The 21,142-nt window shown below is 65.2% G+C and carries 20 protein-coding genes; 6 read left to right on the forward strand and 14 right to left on the reverse strand.

The features are described 5' to 3' along the window. Window positions 1-77 precede the first annotated feature (77 nt). Together M1248_RS13200 and M1248_RS13205 are read left to right on the forward strand one after the other, a co-directional pair. Window positions 78-998, forward strand: a complete 921-nt coding sequence (locus tag M1248_RS13200; protein WP_317148647.1) for a spirocyclase AveC family protein — start codon at window positions 78-80, stop codon at window positions 996-998. A 20-nt stretch (window positions 999-1,018) separates the two neighbouring features. Beyond that, window positions 1,019-1,201 carry a hypothetical protein gene (locus M1248_RS13205; protein ID WP_317148648.1) on the forward strand — a complete coding sequence of 61 codons (183 nt, stop codon included), beginning with the start codon at window positions 1,019-1,021 and terminating at the stop codon, window positions 1,199-1,201. Between the two features lie 9 nt (window positions 1,202-1,210). Here the strand turns inward: M1248_RS13205 and M1248_RS13210 are convergent, their stop codons facing one another. The 11 genes from M1248_RS13210 to M1248_RS13260 form a co-directional block, all read right to left on the reverse strand. Beyond that, complete coding sequence (locus tag M1248_RS13210; protein ID WP_410506663.1) at window positions 1,211-2,797, reverse strand: AMP-binding protein; 1,587 nt, start codon at window positions 2,795-2,797, stop codon at window positions 1,211-1,213. Continuing rightward, window positions 2,797-4,251, reverse strand: coding sequence for an MlaD family protein (locus tag M1248_RS13215; protein ID WP_317148650.1), 1,455 nt, complete (start codon window positions 4,249-4,251; stop codon window positions 2,797-2,799). Before M1248_RS13215 ends, M1248_RS13210 begins: the two co-directional genes overlap by 1 nt. Window position 4,252: 1 nt before the next feature. Then, window positions 4,253-5,410 carry a virulence factor Mce family protein gene (locus M1248_RS13220; protein WP_317148651.1) on the reverse strand — a complete coding sequence of 386 codons (1,158 nt, stop codon included), beginning with the start codon at window positions 5,408-5,410 and terminating at the stop codon, window positions 4,253-4,255. Then, window positions 5,407-6,732 (reverse strand): virulence factor Mce family protein, encoded by a 1,326-nt coding sequence (locus M1248_RS13225; RefSeq protein ID WP_317148652.1) that lies wholly within the window; start codon window positions 6,730-6,732, stop codon window positions 5,407-5,409. Before M1248_RS13225 ends, M1248_RS13220 begins: the two co-directional genes overlap by 4 nt. Beyond that, a complete protein-coding gene (locus M1248_RS13230; RefSeq protein ID WP_163730359.1) occupies window positions 6,729-8,081 on the reverse strand; it encodes an MCE family protein in 1,353 nt (450 codons plus the stop codon). The genes M1248_RS13225 and M1248_RS13230 overlap by 4 nt, the downstream gene beginning before the upstream one ends. Beyond that, window positions 8,078-9,109: a virulence factor Mce family protein gene (locus M1248_RS13235; protein WP_317148653.1), complete on the reverse strand. Its 1,032-nt coding sequence runs from the start codon at window positions 9,107-9,109 to the stop codon at window positions 8,078-8,080. The genes M1248_RS13230 and M1248_RS13235 overlap by 4 nt, the downstream gene beginning before the upstream one ends. A gap of 34 nt (window positions 9,110-9,143) precedes the next feature. Then, the gene (locus tag M1248_RS13240) at window positions 9,144-10,601 is read right to left on the reverse strand and encodes an MCE family protein (RefSeq protein ID WP_163730361.1); all 1,458 of its coding nucleotides are present in this window, start codon (window positions 10,599-10,601) and stop codon (window positions 9,144-9,146) included. A gap of 4 nt (window positions 10,602-10,605) precedes the next feature. After that, window positions 10,606-11,376, reverse strand: a complete 771-nt coding sequence (locus M1248_RS13245) for an ABC transporter permease (protein WP_410506664.1) — start codon at window positions 11,374-11,376, stop codon at window positions 10,606-10,608. Between the two features lie 101 nt (window positions 11,377-11,477). Beyond that, window positions 11,478-12,245 (reverse strand): MlaE family ABC transporter permease, encoded by a 768-nt coding sequence (locus M1248_RS13250; protein ID WP_163730362.1) that lies wholly within the window; start codon window positions 12,243-12,245, stop codon window positions 11,478-11,480. 192 nt (window positions 12,246-12,437) lie between these two features. Further along, on the reverse strand, window positions 12,438-12,908 hold the full coding sequence (locus M1248_RS13255) for a VOC family protein (protein ID WP_163730363.1): 471 nt from the start codon (window positions 12,906-12,908) through the stop codon (window positions 12,438-12,440). A gap of 30 nt (window positions 12,909-12,938) precedes the next feature. Next, window positions 12,939-13,541 (reverse strand): TetR/AcrR family transcriptional regulator, encoded by a 603-nt coding sequence (locus M1248_RS13260; protein ID WP_232076152.1) that lies wholly within the window; start codon window positions 13,539-13,541, stop codon window positions 12,939-12,941. 99 nt (window positions 13,542-13,640) lie between these two features. On the opposite strand from M1248_RS13260, the gene M1248_RS13265 reads away from it, so the two are divergent. After that, window positions 13,641-14,513: an alpha/beta fold hydrolase gene (locus M1248_RS13265; protein WP_163730365.1), complete on the forward strand. Its 873-nt coding sequence runs from the start codon at window positions 13,641-13,643 to the stop codon at window positions 14,511-14,513. Next, on the forward strand, window positions 14,510-17,419 hold the full coding sequence (locus M1248_RS13270; RefSeq protein ID WP_317148654.1) for an aminotransferase: 2,910 nt from the start codon (window positions 14,510-14,512) through the stop codon (window positions 17,417-17,419). The genes M1248_RS13265 and M1248_RS13270 overlap by 4 nt, the downstream gene beginning before the upstream one ends. Here M1248_RS13270 and M1248_RS13275 read toward each other — a convergent pair. Together M1248_RS13275 and M1248_RS13280 are read right to left on the reverse strand one after the other, a co-directional pair. After that, window positions 17,416-18,273 (reverse strand): hypothetical protein, encoded by an 858-nt coding sequence (locus tag M1248_RS13275; RefSeq protein WP_317148655.1) that lies wholly within the window; start codon window positions 18,271-18,273, stop codon window positions 17,416-17,418. The two genes, M1248_RS13270 and M1248_RS13275, sit on opposite strands and share 4 nt — an antisense overlap. Before the next feature lie 118 nt (window positions 18,274-18,391). Continuing rightward, on the reverse strand, window positions 18,392-19,390 hold the full coding sequence (locus M1248_RS13280) for a hypothetical protein (protein ID WP_317148656.1): 999 nt from the start codon (window positions 19,388-19,390) through the stop codon (window positions 18,392-18,394). Between the two features lie 31 nt (window positions 19,391-19,421). Between M1248_RS13280 and M1248_RS13285 the strand changes: the two genes are divergently transcribed. Next, window positions 19,422-20,198: an adenylate/guanylate cyclase domain-containing protein gene (locus M1248_RS13285; RefSeq protein WP_317148657.1), complete on the forward strand. Its 777-nt coding sequence runs from the start codon at window positions 19,422-19,424 to the stop codon at window positions 20,196-20,198. On the opposite strand, the gene M1248_RS13290 is transcribed toward M1248_RS13285, so the two are convergent. After that, complete coding sequence (locus M1248_RS13290; RefSeq protein ID WP_174262089.1) at window positions 20,195-20,359, reverse strand: hypothetical protein; 165 nt, start codon at window positions 20,357-20,359, stop codon at window positions 20,195-20,197. The genes M1248_RS13285 and M1248_RS13290 overlap by 4 nt on opposite strands. Before the next feature lie 41 nt (window positions 20,360-20,400). Here M1248_RS13290 and M1248_RS13295 point away from each other — a divergent pair, with 41 nt between their 5' ends. Further along, the gene (locus M1248_RS13295) at window positions 20,401-21,093 is read left to right on the forward strand and encodes a guanylate cyclase (RefSeq protein ID WP_317148671.1); all 693 of its coding nucleotides are present in this window, start codon (window positions 20,401-20,403) and stop codon (window positions 21,091-21,093) included. Window positions 21,094-21,142 lie beyond the last annotated feature (49 nt).

Consider the following 21,142-nt stretch of genomic DNA (forward strand, 5'->3'; position numbering starts at 1 on the left):
CCGTCTCTGGGTAGTTGACACCACAACGAAATTTAGTGAAGCTGTCTTCACTATATCGAACGACGAAGAGGTCGCCAATGGTCTTTGCAGCCGAGCAACTCGTCCCGGCCGTCACTGCTGCTCCGACCGGCGTGTGGTTCTTCAACTGGGTGATCCCCATCGCCGGAAGCATCTTCATCGTGCTGGCGATCGCCGATGTGGTTCGCCGCCGCCGGCTCACCTGGGGCTTCCTGTTCCTGTTCAACAGCATCGCGGTCTATTGGATGGAAACCGTCGGCGATTGGGGCCAGATGCTCTTCTACAGCCCCGCCTTCGCCGAGCACCATCTGCTGGATTGGCTGCCGCTCAAGACACCCAACGATCCACTCTTCATGCCTTTCGCATACGCGGTGTACTGGGGTGTGCACGCACTGCTCGTGCTGTGGCTCAGCCAGTGGGTGTCATCCCGCACCGGGTGGAGCATGCTCAAGTCGATGATCGTGCTGGCCATTCCGGTCAACTACATCTGGGATTTCGTTGTCGAGGGCACCGCCACCGCAATGGGCTGGTGGACGTATGACCCGGGGATCGGTCCGGTGCTCGAATGGGGCAGTGGTGGCCGAATCACGCTGCTCTGGACCATCGGCATCATGTGCACCTGGCCAAACCTGATCGCCTACTGGACCGGCAAGCCCCCCATCCGGGGTCTCAACCACCTGGAGCGGTTCTGCAGGCTGGACCGTTTCACCGTGCCGAAAGGGGCCCCGGCCGCCGGCGCGCCCACCGGCGCATCAGGTTCGGGCAGTCTTGCCGTTGCCACCAAGTCGGCGACGTTGACCAAGCAGCAGGAGTTCGACGCGTACCTCAACTACGACGTGACGATTCCACGGTGGCGATTCGAACTCATGCGATTAGGCGCCTGGTTCGTCGGATTTCAGGTCAGCTTCTTCTTCCTCCTGGTGCTGCCGCTCGTTGTGTTGCGCGCGGTTACCGGTGCCGACAGCGCCTACGTTCCGTGAATCCGAAGGAAATGACCAACGTGAACACTCATCCATCACACCGCATCAACACGAAAGACCTTCCCGCCGAGTTCTTTCTGCCGCCGCAGACCAATGCTGCGCTGTGGAACGAAACCTGGAAGCTGCTCGGCGGATGCGTGGCGTTCATCGTGATCCTCGGGATCATCGTCGCACTCACACAGGGCATCGTAATCACGGTGTAGTGCGGGTCGTCACGCGAAGTGCGCGCGGCGAAGCTCAGCTTTGCGCACCTTGCCCAGCGCTGTGCGCGGCAGCACGTCGACGAAAACAAGCCGTTCGGGTGTCTTCTGCTTCGCCAGGCCGGCCGCCGCAAAGTGCTCCCTCAGGGAGGCGATATCAAGTGCCGCATCGGGTTTGAGCGCGACGACGGCCGCGACCACCTCGCCGAACCGTGGATCCGGCGCCGCCACCACCGTCCCTTCGGCCACCGCAGGATGGCTGTTGAGTACGTCTTCGACCTGGCCCGACGAAATCGTTTCACCGCCGCGGACGATGACGTCCTTGATTCGGTCGGTGATGGTCAGTCGGCCAGATGTGTCGACATGACCGAGATCGCCGATGCGAAACCAGCCGTCGGACGTGAAAGCATCGGCGTTCAGTGCGGCGTCGCGGTAACCGACAAATTGTTCTGGCCCTTGGACGACGACCTCGCCATCGGTCCCCGCCGGCACCTCATACCCGTCAGGCCCGAGGATGCGCACCGACGAACCAGGAAGTGGTTTGCCATCTGTGCCATGTCGTGCCCACTGGGGCTCACCCGAATGCTCTCCGGTCACTGTGGGATGTTCGGTGGCGCCGTAGGAACGGAACGTGGCAATACCGGCTGCGGCCGCTCGCTTGCCGAGTTCCTCGCTGACCGGCGCGGCACCGACCAGGAATTCACGCAGCGTGGGGAGCTTCACGCCGGACTCCCCCAATTCGAGGACGTCCTGCAGGTGAATGGGAGCGCCCGCCGTGGAGGTAACGCCGTACGCGTGACCCAACTCGACCGCGCGGGCGGGATCCCATCCATCGAGGAACACAGTGCGATTACCCGACATCAACGGTCGCAGCACGCTTCCGACTCCGGCAATGTGCCCCGGCGGAAAGGTCACCAGCGACACGTCGTCGGGCGCACTCGCAATCAACGCGGGTAAGGTCCGCTGCTCAGCGAGAACCGTGTTGTGGCTGTGCTGCACGCCTTTTGGGGCCGACGTCGTGCCCGATGTGTACATCAGCAGGCAGACGGCGTCGGCGGATACCGATGGCCGTCGATAGTCCCCGAAGGCCTGCAGTTGCGACCATGCGAGATAGCCGTCACCCTCGGCGGCGTCAACGACAACAACATGGTCCAGGGTGTCGATGCGCGAAAACTCCGGTATGCGTTCGGTATAGGAGACGCTGCGGAAGCGCTCGGGCATGACCAGGACCCTTACACCGCACTCCTCGAGAATGAATCGGACCTCGGCAACACCGTAGATGTGGACGATCGGAACGAGTACCGCACCGCAGAGCAGCACCGCCTGGTATGCGATCGCACACTCGACTCGGTTGTTCAACTGGACCGCGACGGCATCACCGCTACGGGTGCCCAGGTGTTGCAGTGCCGCCGCCAACGCACGCGCGCGGTCGTGGATCACAGCGACCGTCGTCGTGTCGACCGCATCGGCGGTGGCGAACACCACCGGAGTCGAACCGTATTCCCTTGCACCGGATTCGAAGGCATCCAGGCAGGTGCGGTCGGAGAACCAGCCTTCGCGGTACCACCTGTCACGCAGCCCGGAGTAGTCGAATGACATCAGTTCCCGGGAGGCACCAGCATGGACTGCCACGTCTGTGCTGCGGCGCCGTTGGCGAGGTTGGACTGCTCGTAGACCTTGCCGTCCGGACCAACGTACGTGCCTGTCGCCGGATCATATTCGGCGGCCGCTATCGGCGGCGGCGCCACACCCGGCGGAGGAGCTACTTCTGCAGGCGGTGTACCCGGCGGCAGCTGGGGAATCGGCTGACCGGAGAGGGTGGCGTTCGGGTCGCCCTTCCAGTTGTAGCCGTCGTTGAGCGGCACGTAGGTCTCGTCGCTCTCGCACATCTTCACCGTGGGGGCGCGTTTGCCAGGCACCGTCACGCAGGGCAGGTTGCGCGCCCCGCGGACGTTGAACGGCGCGTCCTGCGGGATGCGGCAGTACACGTCGCCGGCGGGCCGGTCCGGATAGTCCTGCAGGGCGGGGACCCGCTGCTGCTGGGTCGGCAGGAATCCGGTCGTGCACGGTGGCGGCAGGTTCAGGTTGAGGTTCAGCGTCAGGTAGTCGCCCATGTAGTCCTGTTTGGTGTTCGCCTTGGCCACACCGATCGCCTGCGTCGTCGCGGTACCCTGCGGGAACAGCACCAACAACTGCTCGAGGCTGGGCTGATACGCGACGGCGACCTCGCCGATATTCACCAGGTTCGCCAACACGATCGGCAGCGTCGGCTGCAATCGGTCGAACAGCGCCCGCACCTCTTCGGCCGCGCCGGGCCCCTTTTCGAGAATGCCCGCCACGGCGGCGTCCTGTGACTGCAACTGGTCGGTGACCGACGCGAGATTGGCCGCCCACGCCTGAATCTCGCCACCGGTGTCGGTCTGGGAATCGAGGATCGGTTGCGACTGATCGATCAGGGTCGTCAACGGGTCGAGGTTCTCGCGAGCATCGATGGCCAGGTTGGTACCGCCGTCGACCAATCGGGACAGCTCGGGTCCGAGGCCGCCGACCGCGGTGTACGCCTCATCGACTGCCGTGCGCAGGTTGTCGCGCGGAATCGCGGCAAGACCGCGGTTGGTGGCATCCAGGACCGTGTTCACGTCGATGGGAACCCGCGCGCGATCCTGCGGGATGACATCGCCGTCCCGGAGTATCGGGCCGTCGCCGCTGCGCGGAATCAACTGAACGTACAACTCACCCACCGCGGACACGCTGTGTACCTCGGCCTCGAGGTCGGCGGGGATCGGCACGTCGGAATCAAGCGAAAGATCCGCCGCGACACCGTTATCGGTGAGTTTGACACTCTTCACGATGCCGACCTGAGTTCCGCGGTAGGTGACGTTCCCGCGCGGATACAGCCCACCGGCTTCCGGCAGCTCCAGGGTGACGCGATACTCCCCGATGCCCATGAGCGCGGGCAGGCGCATGTACGAGATGACCATGATGCCCAGTGCCACCACGGCCAGCACGCTGAAGATCATCAGCTGAATGACGATCTGTCGAGTCAGTCGCATGTCACGGCCCCTGATCCCAGCGATACGCCTCGAGCAACGGGTTGCCGCCAGGGGGTGGAACGTGGTGGTTGCACGGGCTGGGCATCTGGCCGACGGTGCGGCCCCAGAACAACTCCAGCCACGTCAGGTTGCATTCGAATCGTGTTCCGGTGAAGAGACCTTGGTCGATGCGACTCAGCGTCATGTCCACGATCAATGAGAGGTTCGCGTAGTCGCCCCGGATCCAGTTGGTCAGCGTCTCTTTCGGGAACGGGAACGTCGGCAGGAAGCTCAGTGCCCGCGTCAGCGCCGGGCCCGCATTGGCAAGCTGTTCGAGCGTCGGCCCGAGGTCCCTCAGCTCCTGGACGAGCGCTTCCTTGGTCTGGTCGACCGAATCGGCGGCGAGCGCGCTGAACCGGCCCAGCTGCACGAGCGCCTCGGAAAGATTGTTCCGCTGATCCTTCAACACCTCGAGCGCATCGGGGATAGTGCGTAATGCCCTGTCCACCACCGGCTTCTGCTCGGCGATCTGGCCGACCAGATTGTTGATGCTCTCGTTGGCGGCGATGATGTCGCCCTTTTGGTCGTTCACGTAGCCGATGAAGATGTCGAGCTGCTCGATGAGACTGCGCAGGTCGGCTTCGCGGCCCGTCCACGCGGTGCTGAACGCCTCGGTGATGTCCTGAACATGCCCGATCCCGCCACCATTGAGCAGCAGGGAGACCGACGCCAACGTCTGCTCGGTGCTCGGGTAATTGCTCGCCGACTTCAGCGGAATCAGCGAACCTTCGTGCAGCCTGCCCTCCGGCGCCACATCGGTCGGGGGCGCGAGTTCGATGTGCAGCGAACCCAACAGGCTGGTCTGCCCCAGCTTGGCCGTGGCGTTGGCGGGCAGCTGGACATTCTCGTTGAGCTCCATCGTGACCAGGGCGTTCCAACCCTGCCGCTCGATCTTGGTCACGTTGCCGACCGTCACGTCTGCTACCCGGACCCGGGAATTCGGCTCGATGTTGTCGACGTCGGGCATCTGCGCCTGAATGGTGAACGCGCCGGGCCCGCGGCCCTCGACCCCCGGCAGCGGAATCGAGTTCAGTCCCTGCCAATCACCGCAGCCGGAAACAACCGCGGCGACTGCCAGCAGTGCTGCGCCGGTGCGCAATCGAATTCGTCGCGTCGTCATCGCGGCCCCGTTCCATGCGGCACCATCATTCCCTGCAGACCGTCGGTTGGGTTCGTGGCCACGACGGCCTCGGCAGGAAGCGGGGGTCCCGGCGGTGGGGGCGGCGCAGAGCCGTCCGGCGCCGGCGACGGCGCAGCGACAGGCGGCTGCGGCGGAATGTAATTGGGCCGCATCCACTCCTCGCTGTAGGTGATCTCGTTCGGCCGCGCCTGCGCACCGACGAAGAGGTTCTGGCCGATCGGCGGGAAGTTGTACTGACGGTTCTTGATGATCGGCGCCAGGTACTGCACACACAGCTTCGCCGACTGCTCGGCGTTCAGCCGCGACGCCGCCTGCACCGCACCGCACAGGAAGCTGATCGGGTTGGCGAAGTTGTTGACCGCAAGGATCGCGCTGGCGCCACCCTGCGCCGGTTGATAGACGTTGACGTAGTTCTGGAATGAGTTGGGCGCCACATGCAGGAACTGTTTGACGTCGTCGAGACTGTCGTTCAGCGCCTGTGTCACACCGGCCAGCTTGTCCGATGTGGTGCCCAGGGATTCGCGGTTGTCCGCGACGAACGTCTGGACGTCACCGATGACGGCGTTGAAATCCCGCACCGCGTCGGCGACCTCATTGGGATTGTCGGCAAGCAGGCCGGTGACCGACGCCAGGTTTTGGTTCAGTTGACGCATCAGGTTCGTACTGTCCTGCAGAGCCGACACCAGGATCGACAGGTTCTTGATGGTCGAGAATATGTCGGTGCTCTTGTCGCCGAGAGCCGAAAAGGCTTGCGACAGCTTGATCACCGTGTCGCGGATGTTCGCACCCTGGCCACGCAGGTTGTCGGCGGCGGTGTTGATCACCGCGCCGAGCGGGCTCACCCCACCGGGCTCGGTGGGCTGCAACTCCTTGGCCAGTCGTTCGAGCTGAGAACGCAACGTGTCCCATTCGACCGGCACCACCGTGCGCTCACGCGGAATCACCGTGTTGTCGGCCATCGTGGCACCGCCCGTGTACACCGGCGTCAGCTGGATCGCACGCGAGGTCACCAGCGTCGGCGACAGGACCGCGGCGCTGGCGTCCGCGGGCACCTTGTACTTGCTGTCGTACCAGAACGAGATCTTGACACGGTCGGGCTCCGGCTCGATCTTGCTGATCGAGCCGACGTTCACACCGAGTATCCGCACGTCGTCACCTACGTAGATGCCGTTGCTGTTCTCGAAGTACGCAACGACATTCGTGCGGTTGATGGTGTCGCTGGTGCGCAGCAGGACGACCACACCAGCGACCAGCAGCACGACCAGCCCTACGGCCACCCAGCTCTTGCGAATGCGATTCATCGGCCGGCCACCGGATCCGAGTAGACCTCACCCGGCGCGGGAACCATCACCGGGCTTGGCGTCGGGACGGGGATGGACCCCAGTCCCGGCGGCGCAGCCGCGGGCGGTCCGGGCGGCGGGCCGCCGGGCGGTCCAGGCGGCAGCGGCTCGCGGTACGGGTAGCAGCCGGTCGGGCCGGGCAGCGGTATACCGGGCGGACCACACCCTTGATCCCCCGGATTGCCCGTGATGGCATCGGGCAGCTGAAGATTCGGCTCGCCGCCCTGGCCGGTACGTGGGTACGGCACCGGCATCGCCGGGACTGCGGGTGTGCCGATCTGCGGGTCGGTGCGCTCGGATGGCAACAGCACGTTGGGATCCAGACCGAGGTCGGAGAACGCCACGTCGATGAAAGGCTGCAGGAACTGGCCGGGAAGCAGGTTGGCGATGTAGTTCTTGAAGAACGGCCCCGACGAGACCGACTCCCCCAGCGACATCGCATAGCCGGTCAGCAGTTTCAGCCCCTTCTGCAGCCGCTCCTTGCGGTTGTCGAGGACCGTCAGCACGCCGTTGAGCTTGTCGATCGCGGGCCTCATCGTGTCGCGGTTCTCGGAGATGAAACCCTCCAACTGCTGGCTCAGCGCCGAGATGCTGCCCGAGATCTGGTCGATGGCGGCGCTCTGGTTCTGCAGCTCCGCCAGCAGCGCGTTGGTGTCGGCGATCAGGCTGACAACCTGGTCGCTGCGCTCGGCCAGCACCGCCGTCGACTTGTTGGCATTGGTGAGCAGTTCCCGCAACTCGGCGTCGCGCTGGTTGAGGGTCTCGGAGAATCGGGCAACGCCCTCGACGGCGACCCGGAGCTCGGGCGGGGTCTCGGAGAACGTATCCGCAACCACCCGCAGGGAATCGGAAAGCTGCGTGGTGTCCAGACCGCTGATGGTCGTCGCGAGCTCACCCAGCGCGTCGGGCAGCTGGTACGGCGATGTCGTGCGGTCACGCGGAATCGTGCCCTCCTGGCGGCCGTCGCCGCGCGACGTGACCTCGAGGATTTTCGCGCCCAGCAGGCCCTTGGTCTTGATCGCGGCCTCGGTGCGGTCCCCGAGCGCGATGTCGTCGTCGATGGTGAACTTGACCAGCACCTGCGGCCCGTCCAGATCGATCGACCGGACCTGGCCCACCTGGAAGCCCGAAACCTGCACGCCCGCACCGGTTGTCAGGCCGCCAGCCTCGTCGAAGTATGCCGAGTACTCCTTGGTCTGGTTGATGAACGGGATCTTGTCGTATTGGAGCGCGACGAGCACGATCCCGGCGGTCAGGCCGAGGCCGATGGCACCCATGACGAGCGGACTACGTTCGGAGAACGGCTTCATCGCGGCGCGCACCTCCCCGTCGGCTGTCCGGCGATCTTCACGTAGACCGGCTGGCCACCCTTGCCGTTGAGCTTGAGGATGATGTCGCACAGGTAGAACGAGAAGAAGTCACCGTAGATGCCCTGCCGGCTCAACGCCTGATAGGCGTCGGGGAGGGTGTTGATCAGGTTGTCGAAGTAGTCGATATCGGCCACCACGATGCCTGCCGCCCGGTCGGTTTCCTGGATGGTCTTCGCGAACGGCGGACGTGCCTGCGACAGCAGATCCGCGACACTGCCTGCTGCGGCATTCGCGTACGCGACACCGTTGGCGATATCGGTCCTGCGCTCCGCGAGTCCCTGCACCAGTTCCGAGAGCGAGTCGACCGCCTTTGCGAACTGGTCACTTTGGCTGCCGAGCGATCCGAGCACGGTGTTCAGGTTGACGATGACCTCACCGATCAACTGATCGCGGTCGGCCAGTGTGTTGGTCAGCGCCGCGGTTTGCGACAGGAATGAGCCGATTGTCGCGCCCTGGCCCTCGAACGCCTGAATCAGCTGTCCGGACAAGGCATTCACCTGGTCGGGGTCCAACGCCGAGAACAGCGGCCGGAAGCCACCGATCAGCGCATCGAGATCCAGTGCGGGCGATGTCCGGGCCAGCGGAATCGTTTCCCCCGGCTTGACTTTCGTGGTGCCACCCGCACCCTCCACCAGCGACAGGTAACGGCCGCCGATCAGGTCGTCGTACCGGATCACCGCCCGGTTGCCGTCGGTGAGCACGACCGAGTCGTCGGCGGTGAACTCGACGAGTGCGGTCGTATCCCCTTGGATGGAGATGTTCTCGACCTTGCCGACCTCCACGCCCGCGATGCGGACGAAGTCGTTCTTCTCCAGGCCGGTCACGTTCAGGAACTCGGCCTTGTACGTGTTGGCCTTTTCTCCGAAGCGCATCTGCCCGAACACCGCGTACAGCGCGAACACGCCGAGCAGACACACGGCAAGGAAGACGCCGAGACGCACGGCTGCGCTTTTCCAGTTGGCGGTCATTGCGGCATTCCTTTCCGGTCGAAGTGTCGGGCGGTCACGGTCCTGGTGCCGCGAAGTGCGGCAGCGGAACCGGTGGCAACGGTGTCGGTTGTTGGAAGGCGGGCGCCTGCACCACGAAGGGCTCAGACCCCGGCCGCGGACCCGGATCCTTCGGCGCTCCCGGTGGCGGGGCCGGCGGCAGGCCCGGCCACAGCGGCGTTCCGTCCGGCGCGTACAGCGGCGCACCGTACGCGGGGGCGCCCGGATACGGGACCGGACCGATCGCGGGGCCGCCGAACAGGTTCCGGATGCTCGGCGGCTCGGGCACCGCACGAGTGGTCGGCAGGTAGTTGACGTAGCCGGGGAAGCCGATGCCGGGGTTGGGTCGCCAGTCGACTCCGGTTCCGAAGCCGGTGTTCGTCACGAGCTGGCGGACGGGCCAGTTCTCCTTGACGTCGGGCAGCGACCCGCAACCCGGCTTGCCCCCGGGACCGCCCTTGGCGCCGACGATCGGCAGGTGCCGCGGGAAGCTGTACGGGTCATCCCCGAGGGCCAGACCGGCGTCGAGGACGATCGATCGCCCATTGCCGCCCGGCGCTTCGTACCCGCCGTGGTCCAGTAGATGCTTGGCGCCCAAGAGCAAGCAGGTGTAGGAGGGGTTGTACTTGTACAGCAGGTTGGTCGTCGGCTCGAGCACGTTGATGGCCTTGATCAGATTCGCCTGACTCGGCGCGAGCAGCGCGATACCGCTGTTGGAGAGCCCGATTGTGCTGAGCAGCAATGCATCCAAGGCGTCCGCATTCCTGGTGACGGTCTCGCTGGTGGTGCTGGCTGCGTTGAGCGTCGCGAGAATGTCTTGTGCCGCAACGCTATAGGTGTCGCTGAAGTTCTTGATCGACTGCCAGTCGGCGCGGATGGTCTCGCTGCGCGGGTTCAGTGCGAGAAGGACCTGATTGGCGTCGGTGGTCGCCTCCCCGATCCGCTCGCCCTTGCCGCGGACACCTTCGGCGAGCGCCGACAGCACGCTGTTGAGCTTGGCCGGGTCGATCTGGTCGAGCACGCCGACGACGTTCTCGAACACCGTGTTGACCTCGACGCTGACGTTGCGCGACACCAGCACCTGGCCGGCCCTCAGCCGTTCCGAGCTGGGATCGCTCGGATAGACGAGATCCACGAACTTGGCGCCGAACACCGTGGTGGCGCGGATCTGCGCCTCGACGTTGGCCGGAATGTACTGGAGTTGATCCGGGTAGATCTCGAGCTTGAGCTTGACCGGTTCGCTGCCGCCCTCGATTGCGGCGACCCGCCCGACCTGAACACCGCGCAGCTTGACCTTGGCGTCGGTTTCCATCACCAGACCGGACCGCTCGGACGTCAGCGTGACCGGCACGAACTTCTCCAGCGAACCCGTGAACAACGCCGCCGTCAACCAGATGGCGCCAATCACCAGCAGCACCAAGAACAGCGTCCACCAAGCCGGGTGCAACCCTTCGTCGTCCCTCGCGTCAGCCATCGCGTCATCCAGCCAGATTGAAGTTGCCGGTTTGCCCGTACACCGCGAGCGAGATCATCATCACCACGAAAGCCGCGACGATCAGCGAGGTGCGCACCGCACGTCCCACAGCCTCCCCCACGCCCGCCGGTCCGCCGCTTGCCGAGAAGCCGTAATAGGTATGAATCAACATGATCACCACGGCCATCGCGATGCTCTGAACGAACGACCACACCAGGTCCGTCGGATTCAGGAATGTGCGGAAGTAGTGGTCGTACACACCGGTCGACTGGCCGTAGATCACGGTGGTGCCGAATCGTGCGGCCCAGAACGAGGCGAGCACGCCGACGCAGTACAGCGGGATCACGACCACGAGGCCCGCAATAACGCGGGTGGACGCGAGGTACGCGATGCTGCGGATTCCCATCACCTCGAGCGCGTCGATCTCCTCGTTGATCCGCATGGCGCCCAGTTGCGCCGTGGCGCCGGCGCCGATGGTGGCCGCCAGTGCGATCGCCGTGGTCGCCGGTGCGATGAGGCGGACATTGAAGAACGCCGACGCGAACCCCGTCAACGCCTCGACGCCGATCTCGGAGAAGTCGGTATAGCCCTGCACCGCCACCAGGGCGCCGGTGGTCACCGTGAGAAAGCCGACGATCGCGACCGTTCCGCCGATCACCACCAGAGCGCCTGTGCCCAGGCCCATCTGAGCGATGATGCGCATCAGCTCGATCCGGTAGTTGGTGAACACGTACGGGATGCTGCGCAGCGTCTTGCCGTAGAACTTCGTCTGCATGCCGACGTGATTCCAGGCTCCGGCATAACCGTCGAGCCGCTTCGCCAAGCGAGGGAACCGCCGGTCGATCGGCCGGCGGGTCCGTTCCACAGGTGCGCTGCTCACATCGTCACCCGCACTGCCACCGCGGTCGCGACGACGTTGATCGCGAACAGCGCCATGAAAGTGAAGACAACGGTCTCGTTGACCGCGTTGCCGACGCCCGCCGGGCCGCCGCCCACGGATATGCCTTTGTAGCAGGCGATCAGACCGGCCGAGAGCCCGAACAAGGCCGCCTTGATCAGCGCGATGGTGACGTCGAGCGCGCCGATGATCAGCGTCAGGCCCGCAGCGAACGCACCGGGTGACACGTTCTGGATGTAGATGCAGAAGAAGTAGGCGCCCGCGAGGCCGACGAGGATCACCGTCGCGGACAGTGCCAGCGACACCAGGGTCGCGGCCAGCACGCGCGGTACCACGAGCGCCTGGATCGGATCGACGCCCATCACCCGCAGCGCGTCGAGTTCCTCACGAATGGTCCTGGCACCGAGGTCGGCGCACATGGCCGTGGCGCCCGCGCCCGCGACAACCAGCACCGTCACGATCGGACCGATCTGCCGCACCGTGCCGAGCGCGGCACCGGTTCCCGAGAAATCGGCCGCACCGAACTCCCTGAGCAGAATGTTGAAGGTGAACGTCAGCAGCACGGTGTAGGGGATCGTCAACATCAAGGTCGGCACGATCGACACCCGCGCGACGAACCAGGCTTGGGTGATGAATTCGCGCCATGCGAACGGCGGCCTGACCATCGCGACGAACGTGTCGAGCGCCATCCCGTAGAAACCGCCGACTGCGCGGACCGGCTTGACGAGGACGTCGGAAGCGACCACGTGCTACTTCCTTCCGCCTGAACCGATCCCCTGCCCCCACAAGTGCTGTGAATCTGGGCAGCGCGATGGGACGCGGGTGACCGTAGCATCACGGATTTGAATCACGCCATCTGGACCGTGACACTGACGTCGCACCCCGCCGAAAGCCATACGAAAGGCTACTTCCGAGATGCTATTTAGATGCAGTAACCGTCAAATACGGACTGCTTCCTCCAATTCGGCGATGACGATCTTGCGCATTCCGAGCATCGCTTTGTTTGCCGCAGCGGCGCGTGCGGGGTCCGGGTCGGCAAGCAGCTCATAGAGCCGGTCGGGCACAACCTGCCAGCTCAGGCCGAATCGATCCTTGAGCCAGCCGCACTGCGACTCCTCGCCCCCGTCGAGCAACCGCTCCCAGTAATAGTCGACCTCCGCCTGGTCCTTGCAGCGGATTTCGAAGGACACCGCCTCGGAAAACGGGAACTGCGGACCGCCATTGATGCCGATGAAACGTTGCCCGTCCAGCGAGAATGTGCCCCACGCGACCTCACCGGGCGTACCCGGGCCGGCGTCGGTGTAGTGCTCGAACCCCTCGATCGAGGAGTTGGGGAAGATTGCGGTATAGAACGCCGCGGCTTCCTCGAGATTGTTGTCGAACCACAGGCTTGGCGTAATGGAAGGCATGTCAGAACCGACTTCCGGCGCAAGCAAAACTCATCGCGGGGTGGCGCCCAGGGCACGTAACGCGAAGTCCAGGACCCGGTTCTGCGCCCGCTGCACACCTTCCCTGTCCTCGTAGTGCTGGCTGAGCATCACCCTGCTGACCACTGCGCTGATGGCGATCGCGTCCTGCTCGGGATTCGTGAGCGGGAAGGTCCCGTCGTCGCGGCCGCGGCGCAGGATCCCGACCAGCGAGCGCTCGCGGTCGGCGTGGGCTTGCTCGCGCGTCTCGCGGTATCCCTTCGCGGCGCGCACTTCGTCGGAATCGATTACCGAGAAGTGCATTCGGGTCTGGTCGTCGTGAATCAATCCGAACATGCCGGATATCCAGGCCCTGACCTGATCCGCCGGGCCGCCGGGGACTTCGGCACAGATGCGGTCCAGGCGCTCAGCCAACAAGTCGGTCTCCTGGCGCAGCATCGCCAGGAACAATTCGTCCTTGGATTCGAAGTGGCGGTAGAACGCCCGCGTCGACACACCCGCACGCTGCAGGATCGCCGCGATCGGGATCGCGCCGGAATGGGGCTCTGACAGGCAGGTATATGCAGCATCGATGATGCAACCACGGTCATCACCCTCGGCGGTTTCTGGCTGCACGTCGCAAATCATAGGAAGGCCGTTCGCCAGCTGGGCCGAAGTTACACGCAAATTCTGCCTCGGTAACGTGAGGCTCCGGATCGGCGGAGAGGAAGTCGGTTGGATGCCACACGCAGTGAGCCGCAAACGGTGAAGTTCCGGGTAGCCGGCGTCGACGCCGACATCACCCTGGTCGCCGACGAGTGGAACCGCGGGGCACCGTCCGCGCAGGATCGGCCGACGGTGCTGTTGCTCCACGGCGGCGGCCAGAACCGCTTCTCGTGGAAGGGCACCGGGCAGATCCTGGCCGACCACGGGCTGCACGTCGTCGCTCTGGACAGCCGTGGACACGGCGATAGCGACCGCGCACCTGATGCCAATTACACGATCGATGCGCTGTGCAACGACACCCTGGCCGTCATCGACCAGATCGGCCGTCCGGTCATCCTGATCGGCGCAAGCATGGGCGGAATGACCGGAATGCTGGTCGCACACGCCGCCGGACCGCAGCGGGTGACCAAACTCGTACTCGTCGACGTGGTGCCGCGCTACGAGAAGGACGGCAGCGCCCGCATTCGCGAGTTCATGTCGAGCGGCATCGAGGGCTTCGAGTCGCTCGACGCGGCGGCCGACGCGGTCGCCGCATATCTCCCCTACCGGACGAAGCCGCGCAGCCCCGAGGGTTTGAAGAAGAATCTGCGTTTGCGTGACGGGCGGTGGTACTGGCACTGGGATCCGGCGTTCCTCACCGCACCGATGGACGACCCGTTCGTCCGGGTGGAGAAGCTCGAGCGCGCGGTTGTGGAGTCGACGATCCCGATCCTGCTCATCCGGGGCAAGCTTTCCGACGTGGTCAGTTCCGAAGGTGTCAAAGACTTTCTGGAGAAGGTACCCCGCGCCGAGTTCGTCGAATTGTCGGACGCCGGGCACACCGCAGCCGGAGACGACAACGATGCCTTCTCCGAAGTCGTTGTTCAGTTCGTCTGCAAGTGACCGGAGATCGCCGCACCGTCGGCTTCAATTTCCTCGAAGAGCCGGGGTTGCCCGCGCCGCAGGTGAGCGAGGAGCAGGCCGAGCAGATCCTGCGTGAGCACTACGGACTGTCGGCCAGCGCCGAATCCCTTGGCAGCCAGCAAGACCGGAACTTCACCGTCATTTCTGAAGACGGGACGATCGCCGGTGTGCTGAAGGTCGCCAACCCCGCCTTCAACGCCACCGAGCTGCAGGCTCAGGACCTCGCGGCCGATCTGATCGCCTCGAGCGAACCCGGTTTACGCGTCGCGGTCCCACTGCCGAACATCGCCGGCGAGAAGTGTACGACCATCATGGGTTTGGTCGACGGACCTGCCTACGTCCGGCTGCTGCAGTACCTTCCCGGCGGCACCCTGCTGCAGTCCGGCTACCTGTCGCCGACAGCGGTCGCCGGCCTCGGCGAGGTGGCGGGCCGGGTGAGCCGTGCGCTCGCCGGTTTCACCCATCCCGGCCTGGACCGAATCCTGCAATGGGATCTACGGCACGGCGCCGACGTTGTCGCCGAACTGATTTCGCACGTATCGGACACCGGACACCGGACCGCACTCGAGACGGCGGCGCGGCAGGCGTGGTCGCGCATCGCGCCACTGGCCGATGACCTGCCGCGGCAGGCGGTCCATCTGGATCTCACCGATGCCAACATGGTGGTGTCGGGCGCCCATGCCGACGGAGTCATCGACTTTGGCGACCTGACCGACAGCTGGGCGGTCGCCGAGCTCGCGATCACGGCGTCGTGTGTGCTGGGGCATGCGGGCAGCGATCCGACGTCGGTGCTGCCGGCGATCCGCGCGTTCAACGACATTCGCCCACTCACCGCAGTCGAAGCGGACGCGCTGTGGCCCTTGTTGGTGTTGCGCACCGCTGTGTTGATCGTCAGCGGTGCACAGCAGGCGGCGCTCGACCCCGACAACGACTACGTGACCGAGCAGTCCGACGGCGAATGGCGCATGTTCGAGCAGGCCGTCTCGGTGCCGATGGACGTCATGACCGAGATCGTCAAGGCCGACCTCGGGCTGAGCCGGACACCTGCGGCGATCGAGGTGACGACGCCGCTCGTCGACGCCGCGGCGGTGACACTCGACCTGTCCACGACGGCTGACAGCTACGACGACGGCGGCTGGCTCACAGCAGATCTCGAGGATTCGCAGGCGCGCGCCGCCGTTCGGGACGGCGCCGAGCTGGTGGTGACCGTTTACGGTCAGCCAAGGCTGAACCGGGCGCCGAAGTTGAGCCAGGACAGCCCGGCCGTCGTACCAACCGGCGTCAGTATGTGGCCGGCATCGGACATCGCGCTGCGCGCCCCGTGGGATGGTGTCGTCGCCGACGCGTCCGCCGATGGCATCACCTTTCAGGGCTCCGGTTACGAGCTGATGCTCGCCGGGGTGCGTCCGGTGGGGTCGGGCAGCCTGCGCGCCGGCGAAACCCTGGCGGAGGCGTCGGCGCAACGCTGGGTGCAGGTATCGGTGCGGCCGACAGGTGCACCTGCGGCGCCGCAGTTCACGACCGCAGAGCTGGCGCCGGGATGGCTTGCGCTGACCCGGGATCCACGTCCCCTGCTCGGGCTGGGCCCGACGGAGGTGGCGGCGGCGCCGGATCTGCTGACGCGTCGAGAGGCCAGTTTCGCGCAGGTGCAGGAGCACTACTACCGCACGCCCCCGCAGATCGAGCGCGGATGGCGCAACTACCTGCTGTCGACCCGGGGCCGCTGCTATCTCGACATGGTCAACAACGTGACCGTGCTCGGCCACGCACACCCCCGCGTCGCCGCCACCGCCGCCCGTCAGCTGCGGAAGCTGAACACGAACTCACGGTTCAACTACGAGGCGGTGGTCGAGTTCAGTGAGCGGCTGGCCGCGACTCTGCCCGACCCGCTGGACACGGTCTTTCTGGTCAACTCCGGTTCGGAAGCAAGCGATCTGGCGATCAGGCTGGCGACGGCGGCGACGGGCCGCCGCGATGTGGTCGCGGTCAGGGAGGCCTACCACGGCTGGACGTACGGCACCGACGCGGTGTCGACCTCGATCGCCGACAACCCGAACGCGCTCGCGACCCGACCGGAGTGGGTGCACACGGTCGAATCGCCCAACAGCTTCCGTGGCAAGTATCGCGGGGCCGACGCGGTGCGGTACGCCGATGAGGCGGTGCGACAGATCAACGAACTGATCGCCGCCGGCCGCGCGCCCGCAGGGTTCATCTGCGAAAGCGTGTACGGCAATGCGGGCGGAATGGCGCTGCCCGACGGCTATCTGCAACAGGTGTATGCGGCCGTGCGGGCGGGCGGTGGGCTCGCGATCTCCGACGAGGTGCAGGTCGGATATGGCCGTCTCGGCGAATGGTTTTGGGGTTTTCAGCAGCAGGAGGCCGTGCCCGACATCGTGTCGATCGCCAAGTCGACGGGCAACGGCTACCCGCTCGGGGCGGTGATCACCAGTCGCGAAGTCGCGGAAAGGTTCGCGTCGCAGGGCTACTTCTTCTCGTCGACCGGCGGTAGCCCCCTGTCGTGCGCGATTGGCATCACGGTGCTCGACGTACTGGAGGAAGAGGCGCTGCAGCAGAACGCCTCTCACGTCGGCGCGCATCTCAAGGCCGGGCTGCAGGCGCTGCAGCAGCGGCATCCCATCATCGGCACCGTGCACGGGATCGGGCTGTACCTCGGCGTCGAGATGGTCCGCGATGCGCATACCCTCGAGCCCGCGACCGAAGAGACCGCCGCGATCTGCGACCGCATGCTCGAACTCGGCGTGATCATCCAGCCGACGGGCGATCATCTGAACATCCTGAAGACCAAGCCGCCGTTGTGCATTGACATCGAGGGCGCCGACTTCTACGTCGACACACTGGACCGGGTGCTGACCGAAGGCTTCTAGCCGGTAGTTCCGCGCTCTCCGCGCGCTCGAGCGGCAGCGATACGACGGATGACACCAGCCTCGGTGTCCCGTGCCGTCACTCGGATGTCGATCCAGCCCGATTCGCCGATGTCTTCGAAACGCCTGATGTCGTGGTCGATCTGACTGCGGCTATTCCAGTGGTGCTTACCTTCGTAGTCGGCACCTACCCTGATGTCCTCCCAGCCCAAGTCCAAAATCGCCACCAGCACGCCGTACTCGTTGTACACCGGTACCTGGGTCTGGGGTCTGGGAAACCCCGCCCGGATGAGCAGCAATCTCAGCCACGTTTCGCGTGGCGATTCGGCTCCCGCGTCAACGAGATCCAATGCGACACGCGCATTCTTGATCCCGTGCCGACCGCGATACCGATCGATGAGCAGTTCGACGTCGGCCACCTTTAGTTTCGTCGCGCGGGCAAGCGCATCGATCTTGGCGACCGCGGACTCCACGTCGTAGCGGCAGGCAATGTCCAACGCGGTGCGTGCAGGCGTCGTCACCATCATGCCGTTCAACAGTTGAACCTCGTCATCGTCAAAGCGGTCGGCCCAAGTGCGGATACCGCGAGGAGGACGTCGATTGTCGTAGATCAGCTGAGCAGGACCGCGACGGTCGACCCACTTCGCCCCGTGCAGCGCAGCGGCTGACTGTCCCGCGATCACCGCCTTACGCCGAGACCACAGCCACGCCGCTTTGGCGCGGATGACCGCCGTGACTTCTGCACCCTTCGCGATGTAGACGTCGGGATGCATCGAAGCGAACCGGCTTCGGAGGGCGTAAGGCGTCAACCGTCCTCCTGCGATCGCCTCGCTACCGATGAATGGCCACTCCCCCATGGCGTGAGTGTGCCGACTCACCCCGACAAGCCCCGCGCGTGTGAAACCACTGCGAGAAATCGGCCGAAGAAACGCAGTGGCTTCACATCCGCGGGATGACGGTGACGAAGGCATTCACCTAAGCCAGCAATGGCACCGCGTCATGACGGGTGTCGGCGAGGATCTCGAACATGGCACGCTGGGAGGCCACGAGTTCCGCTCGTGAAAATGCCCTGCCCGCCACCTGGATTCGACACGTCGCGATGGCCGAGTTGTAGCAGTACTTCTGCCCGCCGTCGGTATCGGTGTACGTCAGCCCGATGACGTCTTCGGGCTCGGCAACGATCTCCCCCTCGATCATGTGATCCCCGATCCGGCCACCGAAGGTCCACGCGAACGGTCGATAACGCGCGTGCGTCTGCAAACTGCTCAGGATCGATCGGACCGCGAACTCCTCACCCTCGTGCCGGAACACGAACAGCGTGGCGGCCGGCGTCAGGAACCGGCCGATCGCAGCTCGCGCCGTCACGATCTCCAGGGTTGAATCCGGCGCATTGTCGAACCCGCACACCTGGCCGAAGGCATACGCCGGCGTGTGTTTGGTCCCCCAGTTGTGGTTCACGCTTCCGGTCCAGTCGTCGACGACGACGCGGGCGTCGTCGAGCTCGAGTGCTCCGTTGAACCGCGCGAGCGGATGTCGCACCGTGGTCTTCGCCGTCGGGATCCGCGCCCGGTACGCACGCTCGGTGAGGAGCTTGACCGGTGCGTCCAGTCCGGGGGTGATCCGGAGATCCCAGCGCGCCGATCGACCGCCGGCTGAGCCGGCAATCAGACTTGGGCCGCCGGTCACGACGCCCTGCGCGGACCGATCATCGAGGGTCGCGGCGCCGATCCGCGCGGTCCAATCGTCGTACTCGTAGGAGGCCGCGTCGATGGCGTAGGGCTCCTTGAGCGCGCGGTTACCCGACCCGCCGGGGTCGAACACCATCACCCAGACGTCCGCGACGGGATCACCCGCCGTCGGCATCAGTAGCGTCTCGCGCAACCACAGCGCCTGCGGCCGGTCAGGGTGGTTCGCGCGGATATAGCGACTCTCGTAATAGGGGGCTTGCGCCGACATCCCAGACTTCCCAGACATCACGGCTTCAGCATCCAATACTTGAGCTGTGATGGGTGCACAGATCGCGGCCTACGTGCTCGGTGCGATCGCCATGGCAGAGGCCGTCGCGCTCGTCGTGCTCTACGTGCAGCGCAACCGCGACCGGGAGGAACTCGAAGCGCTACGCAGCCGCGTCGACACCAGGAACATGCTGCTCACCGGTGGTCGCGAGGCCGTCAAGACGGTGTGGCAGACGGCCAACATCCTGCGTAAGGACGGATTCGGCGCCGCGGTGCGGTCCTCGATCGAAGACCTCGCCGACTGGGCCGAGGTCGAACGTCCAGACCTGGCTCGACTGGCGCCCAGCGGTCGCGTCGCGATCCTGTTCTCCGACATCGAAGAGTCGACGGCACTCAACGAACGCATCGGGGATCGCGCGTGGGTCAGGTTGATCGGCAGACACGACAAAATGGTGCGCAGGCACGTCACGAAGCATTCGGGCCACGTGGTGAAGAGCCAGGGCGACGGTTTCATGGTCGCGTTCGCCCAGCCGGATCAGGCGGTGCGATGCAGCCTCGATATCCAGCGCTCGCTTCGCAGAGAGTCCGAGAACATTCGGGTGCGAATCGGAATTCATGTGGGCAAGTCCGTGCGGCGCGGCGACGACCTGTTCGGGCGCAACGTCGCGATGGCCGCCCGCGTGGCCGGCGAGGCCGAAGGCGGTGAGGTGCTGGTCAGCAAGGAGGTACGCGACTCGCTCAACGACGAGTTCGCGTTCGACGGTGGCCGCGACGCGAACCTCAAGGGGTTCAGCGGGACGTACCGCCTCTACGCCGTGGCGGCCTAACTTCCGGTCCTCTCGGCTTCGGCCACGCGCTGGTGCAATCGATCGCGAATGTCCTCGGGTGTGTACGCATTGCGCCGCCGCTGATCGCGCGCCACCAGCGCCCCGCCCGCCACGACACCGGCGACCCCGGCCAGTCCGACCCACTTCCAAATGCCACGCATACCGAGAGTCTGCCTAAGCTGCTCTCGTGAATCCAAGCTCCGTGTCGCTGGCCAAGGCGCTCGAAGAGACCCGGACCGGCGATCTCTGGCTGTTCCGGGGCACGTCGGGACCCGATCGCGCCATTCAGGCGATGAGCAACAGCCCGGTCAACCACGTCGGAATGACGATCGCCATCGAGGATTTGCCACCGCTGATCTGGCACGCCGAACTCGGCGACAAGCTCACCGACATGTGGTCCGGCGGCAACCACCGCGGAGTTCAGCTCAACGATGCACGCCAGGTCGTCGAACGTTGGGTGCACAACTATCACCAGCGCTGCTGGTTTCGTCAGCTCACGCCGGAGGCCACCCGCGAGCAGGAGGACCGCGCGCTGAAAGTGGTTGCCCGCATGGACGGCACACCCTTTCCCAGCACGGCGAGGCTCACCGGCCGGTGGTTTCGTGGCCGGGTGAACACCGCCGACTTCACGCGCGGAATTCCGTTCCTGCACCGGAAAGTCAGTGAGGCCACCCAGAAGAAGAAGCAGGCGAAGCTGCAAGGTGGTGTGGAGACTGCCTACTGCGCCGAGACCGTCGCGATCACCTATGAGGAGATGGGATTGATGTCGACGGAGAAGAGCTACAACTGGTTCGACCCCGGGGTGTTCTGGAGCGGAGACGAGCTACCGCTGATGCCGGGATACCAACTGGGCAAGGAAATCTCGGTCATCGTCGATCCTCCGCGCGACGGCTAGCCCCGATTTTTCGTCCAAGGTGATGGCAGTAGCGGTTTCCGGCTGGGAA

This window comes from Mycobacterium sp. 29Ha, from assembly GCF_032883055.1.
GTDB classification, from domain to species: domain Bacteria; phylum Actinomycetota; class Actinomycetes; order Mycobacteriales; family Mycobacteriaceae; genus Mycobacterium; species Mycobacterium gallinarum.

Excerpts from the sequence above, each read along its gene's own strand:
- M1248_RS13215 (WP_317148650.1), bottom strand. The coding sequence starts at position 4,251 with ATGCGACTGACTCGACAGATCGTCATTCAGCTGATGATCTTCAGCGTG.
- M1248_RS13255 (WP_163730363.1), bottom strand. The coding sequence starts at position 12,908 with ATGCCTTCCATTACGCCAAGCCTGTGGTTCGACAACAATCTCGAGGAA.
- M1248_RS13220 (WP_317148651.1), bottom strand. The coding sequence starts at position 5,410 with ATGACGACGCGACGAATTCGATTGCGCACCGGCGCAGCACTGCTGGCA.
- M1248_RS13210 (WP_410506663.1), bottom strand. The coding sequence starts at position 2,797 with ATGTCATTCGACTACTCCGGGCTGCGTGACAGGTGGTACCGCGAAGGC.
- M1248_RS13285 (WP_317148657.1), top strand. The coding sequence starts at position 19,422 with ATGGGTGCACAGATCGCGGCCTACGTGCTCGGTGCGATCGCCATGGCA.
- M1248_RS13200 (WP_317148647.1), top strand. The coding sequence starts at position 78 with ATGGTCTTTGCAGCCGAGCAACTCGTCCCGGCCGTCACTGCTGCTCCG.
- M1248_RS13240 (WP_163730361.1), bottom strand. The coding sequence starts at position 10,601 with ATGGCTGACGCGAGGGACGACGAAGGGTTGCACCCGGCTTGGTGGACG.
- M1248_RS13225 (WP_317148652.1), bottom strand. The coding sequence starts at position 6,732 with ATGAATCGCATTCGCAAGAGCTGGGTGGCCGTAGGGCTGGTCGTGCTG.
- M1248_RS13235 (WP_317148653.1), bottom strand. The coding sequence starts at position 9,109 with ATGACCGCCAACTGGAAAAGCGCAGCCGTGCGTCTCGGCGTCTTCCTT.
- M1248_RS13245 (WP_410506664.1), bottom strand. The coding sequence starts at position 11,376 with ATGCAGACGAAGTTCTACGGCAAGACGCTGCGCAGCATCCCGTACGTG.
- M1248_RS13280 (WP_317148656.1), bottom strand. The coding sequence starts at position 19,390 with ATGTCTGGGAAGTCTGGGATGTCGGCGCAAGCCCCCTATTACGAGAGT.
- M1248_RS13230 (WP_163730359.1), bottom strand. The coding sequence starts at position 8,081 with ATGAAGCCGTTCTCCGAACGTAGTCCGCTCGTCATGGGTGCCATCGGC.
- M1248_RS13275 (WP_317148655.1), bottom strand. The coding sequence starts at position 18,273 with ATGGGGGAGTGGCCATTCATCGGTAGCGAGGCGATCGCAGGAGGACGG.
- M1248_RS13290 (WP_174262089.1), bottom strand. The coding sequence starts at position 20,359 with ATGCGTGGCATTTGGAAGTGGGTCGGACTGGCCGGGGTCGCCGGTGTC.